Origin of the sequence: Actinomadura sp. NBRC 104425 (genome assembly GCF_030269545.1) — a bacterium.
GTDB lineage: Bacteria > Actinomycetota > Actinomycetes > Streptosporangiales > Streptosporangiaceae > Spirillospora > Spirillospora keratinilytica.
The window spans coordinates 69,556-89,016 of sequence record NZ_BSTN01000007.1; the positions used below are offsets into that span (position 1 = coordinate 69,556).

A 19,461-nucleotide genomic window follows, 5' to 3' on the forward strand; every position below is an offset into this window, starting at 1 on the left:
TCCGGCGGAGGCGTGTCCACCGCGACCACCGTGTCCATCGAGATGGGGACCCCCGTGCAGCCGCTGGAAGTGACCTCCCGCCCGTACGGCGGGTGCACCGTGGTCCGGCTGCGCGGCGAGCTGGACATCGCCACCGCCGACGAGCTGCGCCTGCGGCTGCGCCGGGCGCGCCGCGAGCACGGCGACCGGGTCGTGCTCGACCTGGCCGGGCTGGAGTTCACGGACTCGCACGGCCTCTCGGTGATCATCGGCTGCTACCGGTCTGCCGCCGAGGCCGGCGGCTGCCTCGTGCTGGTCGCCCCCCGGCCCATCGTGTGGCGAGCCCTGGAGATCACCGGGCTGCACCGCCGGCTGACCATCGTGGACACCGTCGAGGAGGCGGTCGCCGCCGCCGTCAAAACCCCGCAGCCGGCCGGCGAGGCGGGCGCGGCCTCCGAAGACGAGGCCCCCGAAGAAGGGGCCGGCGAGACCGGTGCCACGGGGAGCGGGGCCCCGGAAGGCGGGAGCGCAGGACCCGCCGCCGAGCGGCCCGCCGCCGCGACGGGCACCTGACCGGCGTCCCGCCGCACGCGGCGGACGGGGCTCACAGCGGCAGCGGAGTCGGCCGCTTGGGCGTGCGGCCGTCGCCGCTGGAACGGCCGGTGGCGCGGCGCCCGATCCATGGCAGCAGATGGGTGCGGGCCCAGCGCAGGTCCTCGCGGTACATGGTGAGGCGGCCCACGGGCGGGACGTCGTCGGGCCACGGCTCGCGCCAGTCCTCGTCCACCGGGACGCCGATCACTTCGGCGACGCGCAGCGCCATGCGCCGGTGCCCCTCCGGGGACAGGTGCAGGCGGTCCTCGTGCCAGGCCCGGGCGTCGCGGAAGACCGGCATGAGCGACCACAGGTCCACCACGGCGCAGCCGCGCCGGTCGGCGATGGCGCGCAGGTGCATGTTGTAGGTGGCGGCCTTGCCGCGCAGCCGCCGGGAGCCGACGCGGTGGTCGCGCGGGTCGAACCCGGTGAAGACGACGACGTCGGCGCCGCAGCCGCGCAGCCGCCGCACGGCGTCGTCGAACTCCACGGCCAGCGCGTCGGGGTCGGTGCCGGGGCGGATGATGTCGTTGCCGCCCGCGCAGAACGTCACCAGGTCCGGCCGCATCTCCACGGCCGCCGGCACCTGGTCGGCGACGATCTGCCGCAGCAGCTTGCCGCGCACGGCCAGGTTGGCGTACCGCAGCCCCGGATTGTGCGCGGCCAGGCGCTCGGCTAGCCGGTCCGCCCAGCCGCGGAAGCGGTCGGGGTCGTCCGGGTACGGGTCCTGCAGCCCCTCGGTGAAGCTGTCGCCGACCGCGACGTACGTCCCGACCCGCCGGGCGGACACCACGTCCTTCGACTGGTCCATAGCAACCCCCTGATACGGCGCAATCCAACCGATCACGACGACATATCATGCAGGGTGCATATAACCCTACGCGACCGTAGGCACGCGGGCCCGGAGCCGCCGCGCGGCTCCGGGCCCGCGTGCGCAGGACGCGCCGGTCAGGTCCAGCTGGGCGAGGTGCCCACCGCACCGCCGCTCGGCGGCACCGGCGGCGTGGACGGCGCCGACGGCGGCATCGGCCCGACCGATGCCGAGTGCACCGCCATCGCGTGCTGCACCAGCGTGATCAGCACCTGCTTGGTGGACTGCCGGCTGCGCGCGTCGCACTTGATGATCGGCACGTGCTTGCTGATCGACAGCGCCTCCCGGATGTCCTCCACCGCGTACGGGAACTCCCCGTGGAAGCCGTTGACGCCGACCACGAACGGCAGTCCCAGCTCCTCGAAGTAGTCCACGGCCGCGAAGCAGTCCTCCAGGCGGCGGGTGTCCACCAGCACCACCGCGCCGATCGCACCGCGCACCAGGTCGTCCCACATGAACCAGAACCTGTGCTGGCCGGGCGTGCCGAACAGGTACAGGATCAGCTCGCTGTCCAGGGAGACGCGGCCGAAGTCCATGGCGACCGTGGTGGTGGTCTTGTCGGGCACCGCCGACAGGTCGTCCACCTCGGCGCTGGCCGCGGTCATCACCGCCTCGGTGGTGAGCGGCATGATCTCCGAGACGGACCCGACGAAGGTGGTCTTGCCGACGCCGAAGCCGCCGCCGACGACGATCTTGACGGACGTCAGCTCGCCGTCCGCGCCGGGCGGCGCGGGTTCAGAGCTTGCGAAGGCCACTGAGCACCCTTTCGAGTAGGCGGAGGTCCGGCTGGGCATTGGCGGGGCGCGACTGGTGCAGCCGCAGCAGTCCCTCCAGAGCCATGTCGGCGACGAGCACGCGGGCGACGCCGAGCGGGATGCGCAGCAGCGCCGACACCTCGGCGACCGAGCGCGCCGACCGGCACAAATCCATGATCGCCCGGTATTCGGGCGTCAGGCTGGAGATGTCGCGGGGCGGGTAGGGCGCCGCCGTGACCAGGGCCTCGATGGCCAGGTCGTACCGCGGCTTGGTACGGCCCCCGGTCACGGCGTAGGGGCGCACCAGTGAACTGGCCTCACCCTCCGCCCGGGCCTCCGGCGCTGGGCGTCCCTGGGCCGGATCGCCCGGCCACTGGGGCGGGCCTCCCGGGCCGGGCCCGTAGGGCCTGCCTCGATCCATCTCGCCGACCTCCGTCCGAGTCAGTCGCTGCCACTACGGGGGGACGCCGCCCCCGCACCCCCGGGGTCATTACTGGTCAATAGCGGGCCGGACCCGCACCCATCTCCGACACCGACGGCCCGCCGTACGGCGGCTGCTGCTGCCCGTCGCCCGCGGAGCGCAGCGCCGGCGTCAGGACCCGACCCACGCGCTCCACCAGCAACGTCATCTCGTATGCCACCAGGCCCAGGTCGCAGTCGGGCGCCGCCAGCACGGCGAACACCGAGCCGTTGGCGATGGCCATCACGAACAGCAGCCCGCGGTCCATCTCCACGACGGTCTGGTTCACCCCGCCGGCATCGAAGATCTTCGCCGCGCCCTGAGTGAGGCTCATCAAGCCCGACGCGATGGCCGACAGCTGGTCGGCCCGCTCCGGTGGGAAACCCGACGAGTACGCCATCGGCAGCCCGTCGGAGGAGACCACGACGGCGTGGGCGACCTTCGGGACGCGATCCGCGAAGTTCGTCACCAACCAGTTGAGATCCTGCCCGCTCACGGGGTGCCTCCTGTCTCTCCGCCATCCTGTGACGGACCCTCACCATGCGTGCCGGCGGATCCGGCCGCGCCGCGAGCCTCATCGCGTCCGCGGCGCACGCCGCGCTGCAGGCTCGCGAAACGATTCCGTACGACGTCAGCGGACTGGCTCTGCGCCTGCTCGCGTCGCGCCGCGGCGTTCTGCGGCGTGACCGCGCCGGGAACCCGGTTGCGACCGGGCACCCGCTTGGGCAGCCCCGCCGCGGTGCGGCTGCCCGCGACCGGCTTGCGGGTCGCGGCCTCCGCCACCCGGAAGCCCTCGTCGGCCGGGGACGACCAGCCCTTGGCCGGGTCCCCCGACGCGCCCTCGGTCCGGCGCTGGAACCACTCCGATTGCATCGCATCGAAGATAGGGGAGCGCTCGGAGGGACGCACACCGCCCTGTGGGGCGGACGAGCCGCGCGCAGGCGGCCGGGCCGCCGGGGGCGTCTGCACCGAAGGCGGGGCGGCCTGCCCGAACGGCTCGTCCGGGTAGGGGCCGTCCTGGGCGGAGAATTCGTCCGCGGCCGCCGGTTCGGGCGCCGGCGCGTCGTCCCACTGGCCGCCGCCGGGCTGACGCCGGGCCGGCCTGCCCGGCCTGCCGGGCCGGACGGGCTGCATCGGGCCGGTCTCCCACGACACCTGCCGGGGCCGGTCCTGCTCCGGCACGGCCGGCTGCGCCTCCGGCACGACCGGTTCCGAGTTGTGCAGATGCGCGCCGGGCTTGCGGACGGGCAGATCGCCGCCGTAGCCGGGGCGGTCGTCGCCGGCGCGGCCCGGGCGCTCCTCGGCGCCGTAGCCGGGCCGGTCCTCGCCGGCGCCGTACGGGTCGCGGGCGCCGCCGTACGGGTCGCGGGCGCCGCCGTACGGGTCGCGGCCGCCGGACGCGTGGGAAGCGCGGGCGTCGACGCCGTAGGTGTCCTTCGGCTCGTACTCGCCGCCCATCGGCAGCGGGCCGGTGTTGCCGAACGCCTGCTGCGGCTCGGCCGGGCCGGACCGCTGCGGCTGCGGGCCGGAGCCGTCGTTGACGGGGAGCGGTCCGGTGGTGTCGGGCGCGCCGTGCGGGCCGGCTCCGGCCATGGGATGCGGACCGGTGCCGCCGACCGTCGGCAGCGGGCCCGTCCCGCGCAGCATCGGCTGCCCGCCGGTGCCGCCGTACGGGTCGTCGGCCTCGCCGCGCTGGAACATCCCGCCGCCGGAGCCGCCGGGCCCGGCCATCGCGGACTGCGCCGACACCCCGGCCAGCTGCGGTGACCGCCCCGCCGGGTCGGCGTCGCGGGAGCCGAAGCCGCGGGTGCCGACACCGCCGCCCTCGCCGGCGCTGATCACCGCGTCCGGCAGCATCACGAACGCGGTGATCCCGCCGCCCTGCGCGGCGCGCAGCTCGACCCGGATGCCGTGCCGCACCGCCAGGCGGCCGACCACGAACAGGCCCATGCGGCGGGCCGCGGAGAAGTCGATGACCGGCGGGTTGGCCAGCCGCCAGTTGGCCTGCTCCAGCTCCTCGGCCGACATGCCCACGCCGTTGTCGTTGATCTGCAGCATGGCGCCGCCGCCGCTGAGCAGCTGCCCCGACACCGTCACCTTGGTGTGCTCGGCGGAGAAGGTGGTGGCGTTCTCCACCAGCTCGGCCAGCAGGTGCACCAGGTCGTTGACGACCGGACCGGAGACGGTCATGTCGCCCTGCACGCGCACCGCGACCCGCTCGTACTGCTCGACCTCCGACAGCGAGGCGCGCACCACGTCGATCAGCGGCACCGGGCGGTTCCACCGGCGCACCTGCTCCTGGCCGCCGAGGACCAGCAGGTTCTCGCAGTTGCGGCGCATGCGGGTGGCCAGGTGGTCCAGGCGGAACAGGTTGGCCAGCTGCTCCTCGTCGCGCTCGCTCTGCTCCAGCTCCTCGATCAGCCGCAGCTGGCGTTCGATCAGGGTCTGGCTGCGCCGCGACAGGTTGACGAACATCGCGTTGATGTTGCCGCGCAGCACCGCCTCGTCGGCGGCCAGCCGGACCGCCTCGCGGTGGACCTCGTCGAACGCCCGCGCCACCTGGCCGATCTCGTCCTTGGAGTCGACGTCGATGGGCTCGACCTCGATGCCCTCGGCGGCGGCCTGCGGGTCGCGCAGCCGGTCCACCAGGCCGGGCAGCCGGGTGCCGGCGACCTCCAGCGCGCCCTCCTGCAGGCGGCGCAGCGGCCGCACCATCGACCGGGCCACCACGATGACCGCGACCAGGACGACGGCCAGCAGCAGGGCCAGAAGCACCGCGTCGCGGACGGTGGCGAACTCGGCGTCGGAGCGCAGCTTGTCGACGCGCTTGCCGAGGTCGGCGCGCAGGCGGGTCTCCACCTGCTGCATCCGGTCGATGCGGGCGGTGGAGTCGTTCACCCAGTCCTTCGCCTGGCGGGGACCCAGCGGCTGGATGCTCAGCGACGTGCTGCGGGCCGCCAGGGTCAGCGCCTGGGCCCGCGTGTACTCCGCCTGGTCCAGCTCGGGACCGGTGACGGTGTCATCGAACAGCCGCTCCTCGGCCAGGTTGGCCGAGGCCCGGAAGTCCGCCATGCTGCGGGTCAGGTCCGCCCGGGCGTCCTGCACTCCCTGCAGGGTGGCGGTGTCGAACCGGCGGTCCCACAAGGCCGCGGCGATGAGGGCGCGCTCGCGGGAAGCGGCGTCCTTGGCGCGCGACAGCGACACCAGTGTCAGCAGGCTGCGGGCGGTGTCGGAGTCGGACGAGTCGTAGGCGGCGACGACCAGGTGGGCCAGGATGTCGTCGTTGAACTCGCTGTACTTGTCGACGACCGGGCCGGGACCCAGCCGGCCGGCCAGCGACCGCAGCGCGCTCAGCGACCGCACCCGGTTGTCGATATTGGCCAGGCCGAGACGCAGCTGCGTCCCGGTGATGTCCGCGTCGGCGACGGCCTGACGGTATTGACGCGCTGCGGCGTCCACCGCCGACTGGCGCTGCCGCAGGGTGTCATCGTCCACGGCGCGCGCACCGCCCGCGGCGCGCTCGGCCATGGCGTCGCGCTCGTTCTCGAGCGCCTGGGACAGCACACTGAGACGACTACCGACAGTAGCCAGATCACTGCTGCGCCGATACTCCCCCGCGTTCTCCACGGAAGAGTGGACACGGCCACCGGCCAGCACCGCCGCAACGACCGTCGGGATCGCGATGACGGCGATCAGACGCGTGGTCACGCGCCAGTTGCGCAGCCGCAGCCACCCGCCGGAACCCTTCTTGCGCTGGGGTTCCTTGCCGGTAGTGGGCGCTGCCCGGGGGGACTGCGGGGCGACCTCGGCCCCTTCCGCTGTGCGCACTGCCCTCCGCTACCTCTCAATGGACGACCGCTCGCGGCCCACATGCCCCGAACGCGATTCGGATTGATTTCGCGCCCCAAGAGCCTCTGCGGGCGAGCGCGGAACATTGCAACACAGAGCCACCACCACAGCCAACCCGAATGATCACACAGGTCATGACTTGTGATGAATGAGCCGAAGATGTCACAGATTGTTTACAGCTGTTCACATTTGTACATGTAAAGCGGCATCTTACGACCATGTCCCGCGCCCGTACGCTACGCTCCCCGACCGTTGAAAGATCACATTGATCAACCCTCCCCCGCATCACGGAGCGTTGCCAAATGCATGCACTCCATCGCCGCACCCTGCTAGCCGGCGCCCTCGCCCTGACCGTGGCCGCCTCGGCGGCCGCCTGCGGTGACTCCGATGAGAAGGAGTCGGCCAACGGCCTGGAGCAGTCCGAGATCACCGTCGGCACCATGCTGGTCGGTGACACCGCCCCGCTGCAGCTGGCCATCAGCCGCGGCCTGTTCAAGGCCGAGGGCCTGACGGTCAAGACCCAGGTGATCAACGGTGGCGCGGAGGCCATCCCGCGCCTCAAGAGCGGCCAGCTCGACATCTCGTTCGGTAACTACGTCTCGTTCTTCAACGCCGCCGCCACCGGGGCGCTGAAGCCGAAGATCGTCGCCGAGGCGTCGCAGACCGCCCCCAAGACGCACACGCTGCTGGTCGCCAAGGACTCCCCGATCCGCAGCATCGCCGATCTGAAGGGCAAGAAGATCGGCGTCAACACCAAGCGCAACGTGGGCACGCTGCTGGTGCGCTCGGCCGCCAAGCCCGCGGGCGTCGAACTCGACGAGGACAAGAATTTCGTCGAGGTGCCGCCGCCCAACATGGAGGCCGCGCTCAAGTCCGGCAGTGTCGACGCCGTCCAGGCGATCGAGCCGTTCGGCACCCAGATCCAGCAGAAGCTGGGCGCCCGGCTGCTGGCCGACCTGTCCACCGGGGCCACCGCGGACTTCCCGCTCGCCGGCTACGCCACCACCGAGGAGTTCGCCAACAAGAACCCCAAGACGGTCGCCGCCTTCCAGCGCGCGATCGTCAAGGCGCAGGGCATGGCCGCCGACCGCAAGGTGGTGCAGGACATCCTGCCCAAGTACGCGCGCGGCATCGACGCCAACGTCGCCGCCACGATGGTGTACACCGCCTACCCGACGTCGCTGAACGCGACCCGGCTGCAGCGCGTGGCCGACGTCATGCAGCAGTTCGGGATCGCCAGCCAGCGCATCGACGTCAAGCCGCTGCTGATCTCGGGGGCGACGTCCGGATGATCGCTCCCCGGCGCTTGCTCCTGGGCGCCGCCGGCGTGGTCGGGGCGATCCTCGTCGTCGAGGCGGTCAACCGGCTCGGCCTGGTCGACGGGGACGCCCTGCCCGCCGCTTCGACGATCCTGTCGGAGGCGGGACGGCTGGCCGTCGACGGCGACTTCCTGGTCGACGTCGGCGACACGGTGCGCGCCTGGGCCGGCGGGCTGGCGCTGGCGGTGGCCGTCGCCGTCCCCCTCGGCGTCCTGCTCGGCGCGGTGCCCCTGCTGGGCACCGCCTCCCGCTTCCTGGTGGAGATGTGCCGCCCCATCCCGTCGGTGGCGCTGATCCCGTTGGTGCTCATCATGTTCTCCTCGGTCACCCAGCAGAAGATGGCGCTGATCTTCTACGCCTCGCTGTGGCCGATATTGATCAATACGCTGTACGCGCTGCGCGACGTGGACCCGGTCGCCAAGGAGAGCCTGCGCGCGTTCGGTTTCGGCGAGGGATCGGTGCTGTGGCGGGTGTCGCTGCCCAGCGCCGGCCCGTTCATCGCCACCGGCGTGCGCATCGCCGCGTCCGTCGGGCTCGTCGTCGTCATCAGCGCCGAGCTGCTGGCGGGCGGCGGCGAGGGCATCGGCGTCTTCCTGATGGAGAGCCAGTCCGGCGGCGGCGACACCGATGTCATGCTCGCCGGCGCGTGCTGGGCGGGTGTCCTGGGGCTGGCCGCCAACGCGGCCCTGGTCGGCCTGGAGCGGTTCGCCTTCCGCTGGAACACCGCCCGTGTGGAGGGGGTGTCATGACGCGGTTGCTGCGCGCGGCCGCCGAGCGGCTGTGGCTGGTCGTGCTCGCGGTGGTCGCCTGGGAGATCGGCACCCGGGCGGTGCAGGAGGAGTACTTCCCGCCGCCGTCGAAGATCGTCTCGGCGCTGCACGAGATGTGGTTCTCCGGCCCGGCGTCCCGGCTGTTCCTCACCGACAAGGCGGTGGACGACTTCTCCACCAGCCTGGGCCACCTGTTCGCCGGCTGGCTGCTGTCCTGCGTCGTCGGCGTCGCGCTGGGCGTGGCGATCGGCCGCTCCCGCACGCTGAACGACCTGCTGGACCCGCTGCTGCAGTTCCTGCGGGCGGTGCCGCCGCCCACCCTGCTGCCGTTCTTCATCATGGTGTTCCAGCTGGGCGCCACCATGCAGATCATCACGATCGCGTTCAGCGTGGTGTGGCCGGTGCTGCTCAACAGCGCCGACGGCGTGCGCACCGTGGACTCCCTGCAGTTGGAGACCGCGCGGGTGTTCGGGCTGTCGCGGTACCAGCGCCTGGCGACGGTGATCCTGCCGGCCGCCGCCCCGAAGATCTTCGCGGGGCTGCGGGTCAGCCTGGGCTTCGCGCTGATCCTGATGGTGCTGTCGGAGCTGGTGGGCAGCACCGCGGGCATCGGCGCGCAGCTGATCGGCGCGCAACGCGACTTCGACCTGCCCGCAATGTGGGCGGGGATCGTCATCCTCGGCGTGCTGGGACTGCTGTTCAACGGGGTGTTCGTGCTGCTGGAACGGCGGCTGCTCGCCTGGCACAGCGGTGCCCGCAGGCTGGCCAACTGAAACGACCAGGGGGGCGCGGGGGCCGCCCCCCGCGAGCACAAGCCTCGCTACCACCAACAGAAGGGTTGTCGTCGTGCTGGAGATTGCCGCCCTCAGCCATACCTATCCCGACGGGCACATCGCCATCCGCGGCATGGACCTCACCGTGCCCGACGGGCAACTGGTGAGCATCGTCGGCCCGTCCGGTTGCGGCAAGTCCACGCTGCTGCGCTGCATCGCCGGGCTGATCCGCCCCACCGGCGGGAAGGTCGTCCTCGACAACGAGCCGGTCGAGGGCGTCCCCGACGGGCTGGCCGTGGTGTTCCAGGACTACAGCCGCTCGCTGTTCCCCTGGCTGACGGTGCGCGACAATGTGGCGCTGCCGCTGCGCCGCCGCGGCAAGTCCAAGGCCGAGCGGCGGGACGCGGCGATGCGGGCGCTGGAGTCGGTGGGGCTCGCCGACGCCGCCCGCAAGTACCCCTGGCAGCTGTCGGGCGGCATGCAGCAGCGGGTGTCGATCGCCCGCGCGCTGGCCTACCAGCCGTCGCTGCTGCTGATGGACGAGCCGTTCGGCTCGGTGGACGCCCAGACCCGGGAGGACCTGGAGGACCTGGTGCTGCGCGTGCACCGGGCGAAGCGGATGACGATCCTGCTGGTCACCCACGACATCGACGAGAGCGTCTACGTCGGTGACCGGGTGGTCGTGCTGGCGCCGTCCCCCACCGGGGTGGTCGCCGACGTGCCGGTGCCGCTGCCGGCCGAGCGCGACCAGATCGAGACGCGGGGGCTGCCGGAGTTCATCAGCACGCGGGCCGCGGTGGGCCGGCTGGTGCGCGGCGACCGCGGCGCGCTCGGCGAGACCGATGTCACTGCGGTCGATTCCGCGAAGGCCGCGCCGGGCGGCGTCGGCGCGACAAGGATGGACACCACAAGACGGGCATAGCCGACATCTCGGCGGGGCGCCGGGACGGCTGAAGCGGCTGCGGGGGACCGGCCTTCCGCCGGCCGAGGTCGGACGTCCATCAACGCGAGGACGGAAAGGCGATTCATGGACGCACTTGTCGTCGGAGCGGGCATCGGTGGCCTCACCGCGGCGCTCAGCCTGCACGAGGCCGGAATCCGCACGCAGGTCATCGAGGCGGCGACGGAGCTGCGCCCGGTGAGCGTCGGCATCAACCTGCTGCCGCACGCCGTGCGCGAGCTGACCGAGCTGGGGCTGGGCGAGCAGCTGGACGCCACCGGCTGCAAGCCCGCCTCGATGGCGCATTTCGACCGGCACGGCGGCCGCATCTGGGCCGAGCCGCGCGGCACCGCCCAGGGGTACCGCTGGCCGCAGTACTCCATCCACCGCGGCGAGCTGCAGATGATCCTGCTGGAGGCCGTCCGGGCCCGGCTCGGCGCGGACGCCGTGCGCACCGGGACGGTGTTCGAGTCGTTCGAGCAGGACGACACGGGCGTGCGGGCCCGGCTGCGCGACCGCGCCACCGGCGCGGTCGAGACCGTCCGCTACGACGTGCTGATCGGGGCGGACGGGAACCGCTCGACGGTGCGGGCGCAGCTGCACCCGGACGAGCCCGGGATGCTGTGGAACGGCGTGCGGGTGTGGCGCGGCATGGCCGAGACCGAGCCGGTCCTGGACGACCGCACCATCGTGGTGGCGGGCAGCAACTCCCGCGCCAAGCTGGTGGTCTACCCGATCTCCCGGCCGCTGCAGAAGCAGGGGCGGGCGCTGCTCAACTGGGTCGCCGAGGTCAAGATCTCCCACGACGGGATCACCGAGGCGCCCGACGTGGAGACGCGGGAGGGGCGGCTGGAGGAGTTCCTGCACGTCTACGCCGACTGGAAGTTCGACTGGCTGGACGTGCCGGCGCTGCTGTCGTCGACGGACCGGATCGTGTCGCACCTGATGATCGACCGGGAACCGCTGCCGTTCTGGAGCCGCGACCGGGTCACCCTGCTCGGCGACGCCGCCCACCCGATGTACCCGATCGGGTCCAACGGCGGCTCGCAGGCGATCCTGGACGCCCGGGTGCTGGCCTACGAGCTGGCGCAGCGTTCCGACGACCCGGTCGGCGGGCTGGCCGCCTACGACAAGGTGCGCCGCGAGCCGGTGAACGCGATCGTGCTGGCCTGCCGCGACATGCCCGCCGACCGCGTGCTGCACACGGTGAGCGAGCGCGCCCCGGACGGCTTCGAGCGCATCGAGGACGTGCTGAGCGCCGAGGAGATCGCCGCCATCAGCAACGCCTACCGGCAGACGTCGTTCTCCGACGCGGAGGAGCTGAACAACCGCGAGTCGTTCAACGTGCGCCGCTGACGTCCTCGCGCGTCCCCGTCCGGTCTCACTTGGCGTCGGCGTAGCAGTCGACGACCGCGATCTGCATGGGGAAGACGACGGGGGTGCGGCCGAACAGCAGGCGCCCGGCCTCCTCGGCGGACGCCTGCACGGCCGCCCCCACCTCCCCGGCCAGCTCCCGGGGCGAGTGCACGATCACCTCGTCGTGCTGGAAGAACACCAGGCGGGGCGGGCCCAGCGCGGCCAGCCGGCGGCGCAGCGCGGCCAGCAGCACCAGCGCCCAATCGGCGGCGGTGGCCTGGACCACGAAGTTGCGGGTGAAGCGGCCCCGGCTGCGCACCGCCGCGGCCGCGCGCCCGGTGCCCTCGGCGGTCAGGGCGCGCCACTCGGCCGACGGCGGCGGACAGGTGCGGCCCAGCCGCGACCGGACGAGGTGACCGCGCTCCCCCGCGCGGGCGGCCGCCTCCACGAACCCGAACGCCTCGGGGAACCGGCCCTTCAGCACCGCGAGCAGCTGCCCGGCCTCGCCGGTGCCGCCCCCGTACATCGCCGACAGCAGAGCGAGCTTGGCCTTGTCGCGGGCGCCGCCGAAGGCGTCGGCGAGGGCGCTGTACAGGTCGCCCTGGGCGGCGGCGCGGGCGAACGCGCGGTCGCCCGCCAGCGCCGCCAGCACCCGCGGCTCCAGCTGGGCGGCGTCGGCGACCACCAGCACCCAGCCGGGGTCGGCGACCACCGCGCGGCGCAGCACCCGCGGGATCTGCAGGGCGCCGCCGCCGTTGGTGGCCCAGCGGCCCGACACCACGCCGCCAACCACGTACTCGGGCCGGAACCGCCCGCCCGACACCCAGGTGTCCAGCCACGTCCAGCCGTGCGCGGTGTGCAGCCGGGCCAGCTCCTTGTACTCCAGCAGCAGCGGCACCGCCGGATGGTCGACGCGTTTGAGCACGTGCGCGCGGGTGGACGGGACGGGCAGCCCGGCCGCGGCGAACGCCTTGACCACCTGCGCCGGGGAGTCGGGGTTGACGTGCCGTCCGAACGCCTCGCCGATGCGGTCGGCCAGCTCCTGCAGGCGGCGGGGGCGCATCCCGCCGGACGGGCGGGGCCCGAGCAGCTCGGTGAGCAGGGCGTCGTGCCGCTCGGCCGACCAGGGCAGCCCGTCGTGGCCCATCTCGGCGGCGGCCAGCGCACCGGCCGACTCGGCCGCCGCCAGCAGCGCGCCCCCCTCCAGCCCGGCGATGCGGCGGCGCTGCGCGGCGTGCACCGCCACGATCTGGTCGATGTCGTCGCGCCGGGCGGCCGCGCCGGGGGCGCCGCCGGCGTCGTCGAACAGCGGCGGCTGGGGTGCGGTGTCGGGCGGCGCGGGGTCGGCGGGGACGGGCGCGCCGTTCAGCCTGGCCCAGGCCGCCTGCACCGAGCGCGGCTCGCCGTGGCGGCCGTCGTGGCCGAGCAGCAGCGTCTCGACCAGTTCGAGGTCGTGGCAGCGCGCCACCCGCACGCCCGCGCGCAGCAGCCGCGGATACACCCGGGCGGTGGACGGCCACACCCAGCGGGGGGCGAGGGCGCGCTCGCGGTCGGCGACCGCGGCGGCGAGGTCGGCGACATGCTCGGCAGGCCCGGCGGGCGCGCCGTCGTCGCGGACCGGCCGCAGCGTGCCCCCGCCGTCCTCTCCGCAGGCCACCGCGATCCTCACACCGCCCCAGTGTCGCGGACGGCACCGACAGAAACGGCGCGAGGCCGGCTCGGGGCCGACGCAAGGGCCGGCGCAGCCGTCAGGCCGGCGAAGAAAAGGCGGCGGGCCGCAGGGGGATCGTCACGTCGTCCTCCACGGGCGGGCGGTCCTCCTGGTCGCCGCAGCCCGTCGCCGCGTAGCAGCGGATCCGCAGCCGCTCCTCGGTGACGTCGATGCGCAGGAAGCTCTTGAAGAAGGGCGGGGTGTCCCAGTCCGCCATCTCCGAACGGAACCGCTGCGGCACACGGCGCACCGGGAGCCGCGCATAGCCGGGCCTTCTCCGCTGCCCCTTCGGCACGCCCAGCAGCGCGGCGACGAAGCGCGCGCGCCGCGACGGGGCGGCCCCGGGGGCCGTGCCCACGCTGTTGTAGGCGCGGGCCGGTTCGATGCCCAGGCGGTGGCGGACGGCCTCGGTGGCCTCTTGCGGGGTGAGCTCGAACAGCTTCGGCATCCGCAGCCACCTGCCGTACAGCCTGCTGTAGCGCGACAGCGAGTCGCCCCGCAGCGGGTAGCAGCGGAAGTCGTCCTCGTCCACCAGGCGGGTGCGGGGGATGGTGTGGGTGGCGTGCATGAACGCGCCGCCGCCGCCCGCCACCACGTACTGGATCACGCGGTCGCCCACGCGCACCGGGTAGCGCTGGTAGTTGTGGATGTCGCCGCCGATCGCGGCGACGTAGTTGTTGGCCGGGTCGCGGACGATGGCGTCGATCGTCCCGCCGCCTTCGATCCGGCCGGGGGCGCGGCGGTCGTCCACGTACAGGGGCTTGCCGGTGATGAGCAGCTTGGGCTTGGGGCCCGCGGAGATCTCCCGCAGCCACGCCCCCTGGTCGCGGTCGAGGCCGCCGGTGATGCCGGTGTCGATGGCCACGATCCGCAGCGCGGGGGTGTCGATGGCCCAGTACGGGCCGGGCTGCCGCGCGCGCTGCCTGGGGGCGCCCCGGTAGCGGTCCCGGGCCTCGGCCAGCGCCTTGTCGTCCACTTCGGCCGGCCGGCGCCACAGCAGGCGCGGCACCACCGCCAGGGGGCCGGTCCAGGGGTCGGGCGTGCAGTCGATCGCCAGGTCGCAGAACACCCGGAGGAACCCCTGCAGGCCGTCGTACCAGTCGTGGTTGCCGGGGACGGCGTAGATGGGCCCCGGGTAGCCCTGGTAGGGCCGGAAGAATTTGTCGGGGTAGTCGGCCGCTTCCCCCGCCGGATAGATGACGTCGCTGGCGATGACCATGAAGTCGGTGTCCTCCCCCACGCGCAGCGCGGGCGGCACCACGGCGTACTGGGAGCGGTCGCCCTCGCCGGTGTCCCCCAGGAGCAGGAAGGAGAACTCCGCGGCCGAGCGGTGCATGGTGAACGCCGCCTTCGTGCCGCGGGCGGTCAGCGCGGCGACGCAGCGCCGCCGGATGCCGTTGGACGGGTCGCCGAAGAGCTTGGCGATGACGTCGTTGCGCGAGCGCCACAGGACCGTGGGGCGACGCCAGGAGAACGGCTCGACCCGCTCGGGCAGCAGCTCGTAGAAGCTGCCCGGTTTCCCGCACCGCCACCCCGCGCCGGCCTCGGACGTACGGGAGTTCTCAGGGGTCTGCTCCGCGGCCGCGTCCTCGGCGCGCACACTGCACCTCCGGAGGGATGAGGGGACAGCGCAACCCTTCCCGGAGATGATCTGCCCCGTCAAGCGATTCGGCGGGGCTCACCCGGGGGTCCCTCCTCCCTGACCGAACGGTGACCGTCTTTCTCAACGGTGCAGGCGCGCGCGGGGCGCCGGTGGGCACGATCACGCGGCCCGGCGGCGGTGACACGGAGATCAGCGTGAAGTCGGCGGTGCCGCACGGGCTGCGGTGGTCGTCACGCGACTCGGGGTGCGCCGAAAGGCGCGAAGAACGTGGTCGGCGCCGACGCCACCCCCGTGGACGTCGGCGCCTCCACGCCCAGAGCGGCCGCGCCGGTCATGAGTCCCCCCAGAACGGCGAGCTGTCGCCATCTCATGACCGGTCCCGCAGTCGCCCTTAGGTCCCTTATATCGGGACGTACTGAACGCTATACGGACGTCCGTAATGAGGGCTTAAACCGACCAGAACTTGCGGCCCAAATCTGGTGCGCGGTGCCGGCCTCGCCGTCCCGCAGGCTCAAGGGGCCAGGACGCGCAGCGCCCCGGGCAGGACGGTGGCGGTCACCGGGAGCACCCCGGGCAGTTCGCCGTCCGCCCCGTACGGGAGCGTCCGGCCCGGCGTGGTCAGCTCGATGCGGACCTGGCGGCCGCGCAGGACCTCCACCTGGGGGCGGCGCACGTGAAGGCCGGTCTCCAGCTCCCGCATCACGGCGAAGAACAGGGGTTTCGGTGCGCGCTTGATGACGACCACGTCGAGCAGGCCGTCGTCCACGCGGGCGTCGGGGGCGATGTGGCGGCCGAAGCCGTACCAGCCGGAGTTGGCGGCGACCACGGTGTAGCCGGTGCGAAGGTGCTCCCGGCCGTCCACGGTGATCCGGTAGTCGGCCGGGCGCCAGGCGAGGACGGCCCGCAGCGCGCCGACGTAGTACGCGGCCGACCCGCGCAGCACCCGGGTTCTGTTGGCGTTGCGGTTGGCGACGGCGTCCACCCCCGCGTAGACGCTGCCCAGGACGGGGGTGCCGTTGGCGTCGATGGCGTCCACGGCGCGCGGCTCCCCCTCCAGCAGCAGGCGGGCCAGGGCGTCGGGACGGGACGGGATGCCGAGCTGGCGGGCGAAGTCGTTGCCGCGCCCGGCGGGGACGATCCCCAGCACCGCCCCCGTCGTGGCCAGGGCGCCGCCCACGCAGCCGACCATGCCGTCCCCGCCCACGCCCAGCACGGCGCGGCCGGCGTCGGCGGCGGCGCGCGCGAGCTCGGCCGCGTGCGCCAGCCCGCGGCTGTGCTCGACGGCGACGTCGGCACCCGCCTCGCGCAGGAGGCGCGCCACGGGGACGAGCGTGGCCGCGGAGGCGGAGGCGCCCGCGGCGGGGTTGACGATCGCGGTGAACGCGCGGCGGCCTTGCGGCGACGGCATCGCGGCTACTCCTGGGCTGCGGGCGGGAGGAGGATGCCGGGGTCGGGCATCCCCGCCGGGTCAAGCCTGCGGTCGACGGCGCACGGCACGTCGACGCCGGAAACCCCGATCCCGCGCGTACCAGGCGCCGCGGCCGACGACCTCCTGGGGCGCGTCCTCCAAGCCGACCACGGCCGGGCCCACCATAGCCTCGGCCCCGTCCGCCCGCACCGCCCGGCCGGCGGCCGCCGGACGCTCCGCGCCGCCGCTCTGCCCGCGGCCGAGGCCTCCTTCCGATGCTGTGACACCGCGGTCGACGGCCCGCGAGGCGGCGGAGCGCATGGTGGCGCAGTGTGACGGGTGCGTCGATTGGAGCAAGCTTGGCCTAACCATACGGACAGCGCGCCCCAGCTCGCAGGTAAGACGCCGAATCCGCGTCCAAAAAGCAGATAAGGCACCAGAAACGGCACAACTCAGGGTCACCGGCGATCAAATCGCGGGTATGAAGTGGATCATGTCTCCTGGCGGCCGGGAACTTGATTAGGTTAACCTAACCTAAGCAGGTTCTCGATCATCGGGGGTCCCACGTGACGCGCCGTAACAGCTGTGCCCACTGCCCGGGCAGCCACTCGGGCGAGCGGCCGTGCCTGGCGAGCGCGACCACCAAGGCGCGCGCCTGGCTGCTCGTCGAGCACCCGGGGCCGTGGCCCGAGCGCGTCGAGCAGGGCCTGACCGGCCCCGCCGCGATCTCCGAAGCGGTGCGCGCCGCCCAGGCCGCGGGCGTGCGGCCGCAGCTCATCCGCAGGTCCGGCCGGCGCCGCCGCATCCCGCCGGTGCAGGTGTACGTGGGCTACTCCCACGGCGAGCGCGTCTGGCTGGAGGGGCGCGAGCTCGCCGACCCCGCCGAACTGGCCGATCTGGACCTGGCGGCGGTCGCCGCCGGGCGCTCCCCCGGGTTCGGCGAGCCGGTCGCCGACCCGCTGCTGCTGGTGTGCGCGCACGGCCGGCGCAACGCCTGCTGCGCCCGCTACGGCGCTCCGCTCGCCCGCGAGCTGACCGCACGTTTCGACCCTTTTGTCTGGGAAACGACCCACGTCGGCGGTGACCGCTTCGCAGCGAACCTGGTATGTCTCCCACACGGCGTGTACTACGGCGATCTCGACCTCGACGAGGCCGTGCGGGCCGTGGACGCCTACCTGCGGGGCGAGGTGGTGCTGGACCGGCTGCGCGGCCGCGCCGGGCTCCCCGAACCGGCGCAGGCCGCCGAGCACTTCGCACGAGCGCACACCGGAGCCCGCGGCGTGACGGCGGTCACCGTGGAATCGCTGTCGGGAACATCTCCGTACGAGGCGGTGGTTGTTGTAGGGGAGAGGCGTTACCGGATCGCCGTGGAACGGGTCGAGCAGACCGATCCATGCGGCCCGGGGTGTCAAGAGAACCTCGGAACCTACGTTGTTAGGGAACTCACCCTTCTCAACGAGGCGGCCCTCGTGTAATCTCTCGGAGGCCCCATTTTCGAGGGTCTCCCTTGCCGCACGCGGCCCCTCGTCCCGGAACGCGACCGGGCGGGGAACAGAGCGGCAACTCCAGACGTTGGACCTCTCGGCGCTGCTGACGCACGTCTTGTCGCACGTCGAGCGTCCATGTCCCGAAATTGCTCAGCAAACCAACCAAGGTGGGTGTTCCATGGCTCAGGTACGTCGGCAGGCAAACCTCCCTCGTCCCAGCTGGGGCTGGCAGGACGCCGCGGCGTGCCGGGGGGAAGACCTGGTGCTCTTCTTCGGACCCGACGGCGAGCGTCAGCCCGAGCGGGAGATCCGTGAGCGCAAGGCCAAGCAGATCTGCATGGGCTGTCCCGTGCGTACCGAGTGCCTGGACTACGCGGTGTCCCGGCCCGAGAAGTACGGCACCTGGGGCGGTCTCAACGAAGACGAGCGCGCCTCGGAGCGCCGTCGCCGGATGCGTCGCGCGAACGCCGCCTGAGGCGATCCCACGGGACGCCGGATCGCCGCGTCGCGCACCCCGGTACGCCACCGGAAAACGTCACGGCCCCGCACCCGCGGGGCCGTTTGCGTTGCCCGCGCATGAAAACCCGCAACGTCTTTCATCACATGTCCGTCACATGTACATCACGGTGCCGCCGAAAACCCCACGCGGGACCCGAATATGCGCTATGGGGTGGGCGCAATACACGATGACGGCCCGGCGTGTGATCAATTTACGCGAATTCCCGCTTCCCGTCATTTCCCGGTCGGCTCGGCACGCCCGTGCGGCCCGCCCCGCCCGCGTCCCGCCCGCACCGCGCCGGGTCACTCGGCGAGGCGGGCGCGGTCCAGCCAGGCGATGACGTCGGCGTCGGTCAGCTGGTCGAAATCCCGGTACCACTGGCCCACCGCGCGGAACGACCACGGCGCCGCCAGCACCGCGACCTCGTCCGCCTCGGCCTCCATCGCCCGGACGGTCTCGGCGGCGCCCACCGGCACCGCCAGCACCAGCCGCGCCGGGCGCCGCGCCCGCACCGCGCGCAGCGCGGCGCGGGCCGTGCCGCCGGTCGCCAGCCCGTCGTCCACCACGATGACGGCCCGCCCCGCCAGGTCGGGCAGGGGCCGGTCGCCCCGGTAGGCGCGCACCCGGCGGTCCAGCTCGGCGCGTTCGGCCTCGACCGTGCCGGCCAGGTCGTCCTCGTCCAGCGACAGGCGGTCCAGCAGGTCGCGGTCGAACACCGGCTCGCCGCCCTCGGCGAGCGCGCCCACGCCCAGCTCCGGCTGCAGCGGATAGCCGATCTTGCGGGTGACCAGCACGTCCAGCCGGGCGGGCCGGTCCGGCAGCGACAGCCGCCGGGCCACCTCGTAGCCGACCGGCACGCCACCGCGGGGCAGCGCCAGCACCACCGCCCCGTGCAGCCCCATCGGGACCAGCCGCTCGGCCAGGAGGCGGCCGGCCTCGGCGCGGTCGGTGAACGGCAGCCGCACGCTCTCGGTGGCGGATCCCGCGCCGCGCGCGGTCCCCCCGCCGGTCCTGTTCCAGGGCATCGGCGCCCCCTCCCGGGGTCGCGGACCTCGCCTGTCCTCTGCCCTGTTCCCTACCCAGCCTC

General features: G+C 73.3%; 17 protein-coding genes. 8 read left to right on the forward strand and 9 right to left on the reverse strand.

What is annotated here, in order from left to right:
- The first annotated feature begins 12 nt into the window (after nt 1–12).
- Nucleotides 13–552, forward strand: coding sequence for an STAS domain-containing protein (locus QSK22_RS13250; RefSeq protein ID WP_285494416.1), 540 nt, complete (start codon nt 13–15; stop codon nt 550–552).
- A gap of 31 nt (nt 553–583) precedes the next feature.
- Here the strand turns inward: QSK22_RS13250 and QSK22_RS13255 are convergent, their stop codons facing one another.
- The 5 genes from QSK22_RS13255 to QSK22_RS13275 form a co-directional block, all read right to left on the reverse strand.
- Nucleotides 584–1,384 (reverse strand): SGNH/GDSL hydrolase family protein, encoded by an 801-nt coding sequence (locus QSK22_RS13255; RefSeq protein WP_285494417.1) that lies wholly within the window; start codon nt 1,382–1,384, stop codon nt 584–586.
- Between the two features lie 137 nt (nt 1,385–1,521).
- Complete coding sequence (locus QSK22_RS13260; protein WP_285494638.1) at nt 1,522–2,151, reverse strand: GTP-binding protein; 630 nt, start codon at nt 2,149–2,151, stop codon at nt 1,522–1,524.
- Between the two features lie 28 nt (nt 2,152–2,179).
- Complete coding sequence (locus tag QSK22_RS13265) at nt 2,180–2,620, reverse strand: DUF742 domain-containing protein (RefSeq protein ID WP_285494418.1); 441 nt, start codon at nt 2,618–2,620, stop codon at nt 2,180–2,182.
- A 76-nt stretch (nt 2,621–2,696) separates the two neighbouring features.
- A complete protein-coding gene (locus tag QSK22_RS13270) occupies nt 2,697–3,155 on the reverse strand; it encodes a roadblock/LC7 domain-containing protein (protein ID WP_285494419.1) in 459 nt (152 codons plus the stop codon).
- Nucleotides 3,152–6,487, reverse strand: coding sequence for a nitrate- and nitrite sensing domain-containing protein (locus QSK22_RS13275; RefSeq protein WP_285494420.1), 3,336 nt, complete (start codon nt 6,485–6,487; stop codon nt 3,152–3,154). The genes QSK22_RS13270 and QSK22_RS13275 overlap by 4 nt, the downstream gene beginning before the upstream one ends.
- Before the next feature lie 323 nt (nt 6,488–6,810).
- Here QSK22_RS13275 and QSK22_RS13280 point away from each other — a divergent pair, with 323 nt between their 5' ends.
- The 5 genes from QSK22_RS13280 (at nt 6,811) to QSK22_RS13300 (ending at nt 11,666) form a co-directional block, all read left to right on the forward strand.
- Nucleotides 6,811–7,800, forward strand: a complete 990-nt coding sequence (locus QSK22_RS13280; RefSeq protein ID WP_285494421.1) for an ABC transporter substrate-binding protein — start codon at nt 6,811–6,813, stop codon at nt 7,798–7,800.
- Nucleotides 7,797–8,576: an ABC transporter permease gene (locus QSK22_RS13285; RefSeq protein ID WP_285494422.1), complete on the forward strand. Its 780-nt coding sequence runs from the start codon at nt 7,797–7,799 to the stop codon at nt 8,574–8,576. Before QSK22_RS13280 ends, QSK22_RS13285 begins: the two co-directional genes overlap by 4 nt.
- Entirely contained in the window at nt 8,573–9,370 is a 798-nt protein-coding gene (locus tag QSK22_RS13290) for an ABC transporter permease (protein ID WP_285494423.1), read from the forward strand. Before QSK22_RS13285 ends, QSK22_RS13290 begins: the two co-directional genes overlap by 4 nt.
- 73 nt (nt 9,371–9,443) lie before the next feature.
- Entirely contained in the window at nt 9,444–10,292 is an 849-nt protein-coding gene (locus QSK22_RS13295; RefSeq protein WP_285494424.1) for an ABC transporter ATP-binding protein, read from the forward strand.
- A 105-nt stretch (nt 10,293–10,397) separates the two neighbouring features.
- On the forward strand, nt 10,398–11,666 hold the full coding sequence (locus QSK22_RS13300; RefSeq protein WP_285494425.1) for a flavin-dependent oxidoreductase: 1,269 nt from the start codon (nt 10,398–10,400) through the stop codon (nt 11,664–11,666).
- A 25-nt stretch (nt 11,667–11,691) separates the two neighbouring features.
- Here QSK22_RS13300 and QSK22_RS13305 read toward each other — a convergent pair whose 3' ends face one another.
- The 3 genes from QSK22_RS13305 to QSK22_RS13315 form a co-directional block, all read right to left on the reverse strand.
- A complete protein-coding gene (locus QSK22_RS13305; protein WP_285494426.1) occupies nt 11,692–13,335 on the reverse strand; it encodes a bifunctional 3'-5' exonuclease/DNA polymerase in 1,644 nt (547 codons plus the stop codon).
- Between the two features lie 79 nt (nt 13,336–13,414).
- On the reverse strand, nt 13,415–14,977 hold the full coding sequence (locus QSK22_RS13310; protein ID WP_285494427.1) for a metallophosphoesterase family protein: 1,563 nt from the start codon (nt 14,975–14,977) through the stop codon (nt 13,415–13,417).
- Between the two features lie 514 nt (nt 14,978–15,491).
- Nucleotides 15,492–16,388 carry a diacylglycerol/lipid kinase family protein gene (locus QSK22_RS13315; protein WP_285494428.1) on the reverse strand — a complete coding sequence of 299 codons (897 nt, stop codon included), beginning with the start codon at nt 16,386–16,388 and terminating at the stop codon, nt 15,492–15,494.
- A 566-nt stretch (nt 16,389–16,954) separates the two neighbouring features.
- Between QSK22_RS13315 and QSK22_RS13320 the strand changes: the two genes are divergently transcribed.
- Both QSK22_RS13320 and QSK22_RS13325 read left to right on the forward strand, forming a co-directional pair.
- Nucleotides 16,955–17,863 carry a ferredoxin family protein gene (locus QSK22_RS13320; protein WP_285494429.1) on the forward strand — a complete coding sequence of 303 codons (909 nt, stop codon included), beginning with the start codon at nt 16,955–16,957 and terminating at the stop codon, nt 17,861–17,863.
- Between the two features lie 190 nt (nt 17,864–18,053).
- Nucleotides 18,054–18,350: a WhiB family transcriptional regulator gene (locus QSK22_RS13325; protein ID WP_021600082.1), complete on the forward strand. Its 297-nt coding sequence runs from the start codon at nt 18,054–18,056 to the stop codon at nt 18,348–18,350.
- 326 nt (nt 18,351–18,676) lie between these two features.
- Here the strand turns inward: QSK22_RS13325 and QSK22_RS13330 are convergent, their stop codons facing one another.
- Nucleotides 18,677–19,399 carry a phosphoribosyltransferase gene (locus QSK22_RS13330; protein WP_285494431.1) on the reverse strand — a complete coding sequence of 241 codons (723 nt, stop codon included), beginning with the start codon at nt 19,397–19,399 and terminating at the stop codon, nt 18,677–18,679.
- Nucleotides 19,400–19,461: the final 62 nt, after the last annotated feature.